Annotated in this window: 3 protein-coding genes; all 3 read right to left on the bottom strand. The window is 36.2% G+C overall.

Going from position 1 to position 3958, the window contains the following annotated elements:
- Nucleotides 1-687 precede the first annotated feature (687 nt).
- Entirely contained in the window at nucleotides 688-1014 is a 327-nt protein-coding gene (locus tag PMIT1303_RS00310; protein WP_063397062.1) for a DUF1499 domain-containing protein, read from the bottom strand.
- A 1424-nt stretch (nucleotides 1015-2438) separates the two neighbouring features.
- Nucleotides 2439-2645: a hypothetical protein gene (locus PMIT1303_RS00305; protein ID WP_197459710.1), complete on the bottom strand. Its 207-nt coding sequence runs from the start codon at nucleotides 2643-2645 to the stop codon at nucleotides 2439-2441.
- A gap of 10 nt (nucleotides 2646-2655) precedes the next feature.
- Nucleotides 2656-3273 carry a hypothetical protein gene (locus PMIT1303_RS00300; protein ID WP_063395107.1) on the bottom strand — a complete coding sequence of 206 codons (618 nt, stop codon included), beginning with the start codon at nucleotides 3271-3273 and terminating at the stop codon, nucleotides 2656-2658.
- Between the last annotated feature and the right edge of the window lie 685 nt (nucleotides 3274-3958).

Below are 3958 nucleotides of genomic sequence, written 5' to 3'. Positions count from 1 at the left end.
TTTTATATTGATTAAATTTTGCCGATGTCCGATAATGCCTGTGCTGCTAATATCAAAGTGTGTTTTGCTAATGCAAAGTAGAAAAGTGGCATAGAAGCGATGTAGTTGTACATCAGTAATTTCTACATTTTATATAGTTATGCTGATAGGACATAGTCCTTAATCTTAATTTTTATAGTCTGTTAGGCTATAAAAAGTTTAATTAGACCTATGCCTAAGCCAGAAGAACCCAACTCAGACATTGACAAGTGTTCAGATGAAATGAGTAAGGAGTTGTCAAGTCTAGATCGAAAAGATGCTACAAGAGAATGTACTTTGTATGAATGCCAGGAGAGATGGAAATCACTTAAAGATGCAAAACGCTCTGGTTCAGGATTATCGATGAAGGAGTGGGAGAAAAGAAATGGTCAAGGAATTTGGTAAATTCAGAACTAGATTCTAGTGAATATTTAAATCTACATGCAAAGATCTGCTTTGCATAAACAAGTTTTCTTATCGATAGACAGAACATGTTAGATTTTTCCTGTAAAGGCTATAATTCCATTATTAGGGCCTAATAATGGAATGAGTATGTGACGACTATTATGGATAACCTACTAGAGGTTGAAGATGATTATATATAGTTGTCAGGGTCTAGTATATTTTTCGTAAGTGGCAATTGGAGTTGTATCTTAAGTCTTTATCCATTTATAATTGCGAGTAAAGGTTTTCAATTCTGTTTCTATTAACACCTAGATCTCCAAGTCCTAGTCTAGAAGCAGATCTCACTTGAATGATTCCTTTATTTGGTATTTTTAGGATCTCAAGATCATCAGGAAACCTAAAGATTAGGCTGTGTACAACACCATGCCAATAATTTTCCGTTCTTTCTATTACTTTTACCCTTGGAAGGGATTCTGCAATGTCAATAAGCTTGCCGTATGACTTCTTTACATTATCAAAACTCCATTCGATAAGCACACAGTTGGTAGGGATTACACAACTTGAAAGAGTACCATCCTTTGTTAACACCATGAGTTGTTGCAGTTAGATGTGAGTTGATGATTAAGAAGAGATCGATGTATTCCTATAGAGATCGGCTCTTACATCATCACTTGTAAATTTATCATATCGATTGATTCGTGTGCAATGCCTCAGTCATGCTTTTAATCGAAATGAATATTCATGTATTTCATGATGTTAAATGATCAATAATATTAAAATCAATAGCTATCAATGCTTTACTCTGCATCCTATACAAGTTGAATATATACTTCTGAAGTCTCATGAAAATTAGAGAGCATTAAATATTGATGAACCATCAGACTTAGGGCGATGATTTTCCAAAGCTCATAAGAGACATAAATGGATTGCGCAAATCTTTGATATTTGTATAAATAGTTTCAATGATGTACGCTAATTCCCTTTTTGACCACTTAGTGTGCACATAAATGCATGGTCTTTCTATCTATATTCACAATGGAAACTAATTATTACAGAAGTATCTCTTTGCAGATTACTGCTCATAGTCGATCTTTAGTCTTCACATATAATATACTGGAAATTAGCACCCCTAAAGCTATAACTGAGGCTGCCAATAGATATTGAAGATATATAGGAGGAAGATCAAAAAAGATGGGCAGTGGTAGCATGATGTCTAGCCTTTAAAAGAATTATAGCCTTATTTATCAGCGCTATTATATATTTAGTATAGCACCATCAGGCAGCAGAAATGCTTATAGACCTGATATCTTTTCAGAATCTCTATGACTATATTTCTATTCAGTCATCTATAATGAATCTATTTTCAGTGATAGCATCTGCTTTTTGATTTTATAGAAATAAAATCCATGATAAAATTACATGAGCTACTGTAAACTTGGGATTTGATTTTTCAACCTATCAATATAATACTGTAGGTTAGATACTATTATGAAAACAGCTAATGTCTTCAAAGCTTTGCCTCTTGTCTGTTGATTATTATAGCCACTTTAGCCATGAAATACTTGTTGTCTCAAATATATTTATCTGGGTTAATAGCAAAAATGAATACTTATATTCTAAGTTAATTAGCTTTTGTTGGCTCAATGTTAACTTTATGCTTAGGAATAGCCATAATGGATCCCTCTATGGATTTAGTTATATCACCCCTCTACTTTTTTGTCAGCGCAACAACTAGCAGAGGCTCAGTGAACGACTAGCCAAAATGATATCTAGAACTAAATAAGATATTCGCTAATAAAGACTATTCGCCTAATATTAGTCTTCCGCTTTGATTAAAGTATCAAATTTATGCCCATATTGGCATATAGTTCATCACCTATGTCTCCTTATTCCGTTTTGATTTATTTTTTTGGTGAATTTACCGTATTTTTGTGTAAATGCATAAATTTTCCTCACTATCAACCCAATCTCTTGCGATGCATCAATCAATCTAAAATCATGCCATATTCTTCCAACTAATTTACCCGAGCAATAATCTCAATATTGATATTTTCCTTCAGATAGTCCATGATTGCATTCCATTCCTTCTCTGTATATTCCATTGGATTGCCATCTCTCAATAGCCCAATGTTACCATTTATTATAATATCTTTTAAGCAATGATCGTTCATCTGTTTGTTTAGTTCGTGAAGAGCAGCTTGTATCGTAGGAGTATTTGGCATCATGCTTTCCTTAAATTGTAACGGTTTGCATTTCTTTGATCTTAACTTTTAGCTTTTTATTCTCATCTCGTAGCGCTGTACATACTTTCATTAGGTCTGTCCTTTTCATTGATGTGGTTATTTCCCACTCCTTATTTCCTTTAACTAACTCCTCAATGGCTTTATCGCTGACTTCTTTCTCTGTAACCTTTTCGCCTCGTTTCATTTTACCTACTGCATCTTTTCGAGTTCCAGGATCAGCTTTCCCAATTGCTGCTAGCGTTCTCATGCTTGTGCCAACCAGCTCTTGGTCGGTCACATCAGTATTCTTTAGCCATGACTCCCATGCCGAGGTTAGGTCTCTAATCTGGCCTGCAGTCATTGGAATGACGCCAGATTCTCTGAACCTTGTCCATTGCTGTTGCTTCTTAAGAACACATTTAAGCCGATGGAGCTCAGCGGCAGTGCTTCGAACTAGCTCAGCCGCAATCCTTGAATTGATATTGACAGCATGAACCGTATCTCTCATGATGCCTATCTGAACATCATTCAAGCCTTCCGTAAGAGTCTCGGGAAGGACGATTGACTCGGATCCGGCACTGTGCCTGTCTGGCGAGATGACTTTGAAGTCGATCGCTGAATCGGTCATTGGGTCACTCCGCTATGCGAACCCTAGCGCATTTGAACGAGTCGTTCAAATGGAGTATTTTTGAACTACTTTGCCAGGTCATCACTCGTCCGCCTCCAGAGTTTATTTGCCGGAAGAGGCATCTTAGACTGGCTAGATTTGCTTTCCTTTGGCTAACTTATTAAAGTTCTCCTTTAGCGTTGCCAGTTACGATTCTCAATGGAGCTTTTCGATATAGATATCACTGCATATTGCTGTCTGCGAATAACATAAACATAGATAAGCTTTCCCTATTTGCTTTATGCTTTAATATGCTATTAGTTTAAAGTTAAATCTTGTCAACGATCTTGTTTTATTTATGCATATCCCTTGTAGTGCTCGAAACTGGTTTTAAACTATATCTAGAATACTGAAGTTTAATGTTATGAATTGGTTTTGAATGCTATTTCTGCTTAGGTTGTTCATCTGCATCCCTTGCTTTTAAGAGGATGTCCACTTCTGTAGTTTTCTCCTTGATGAAATATTGCTAGTTATTATTCGACTATTTCTCCTGCTTAGCATGTTGCCTTTTCTGTCGCCTCTCTTTTTGTTTTTGCTTAGCTTGGCCCTGATTGGCTCCACGTTGTTTTCTCGTAGGCCCAGTCCATTCAAGCAAGTGATTAAGTATTTATACTCATGGACTTGCCTTGCTGGAGGCGCGGCCTGG

Origin of the sequence: Prochlorococcus sp. MIT 1303 (assembly GCF_001631965.1) — a bacterium.
GTDB classification, from domain to species: domain Bacteria; phylum Cyanobacteriota; class Cyanobacteriia; order PCC-6307; family Cyanobiaceae; genus Prochlorococcus; species Prochlorococcus marinus_D.
The sequence above is the reverse complement of the archived record's forward strand: the minus strand, read 5'-3'. Positions and strand labels throughout refer to the sequence as shown.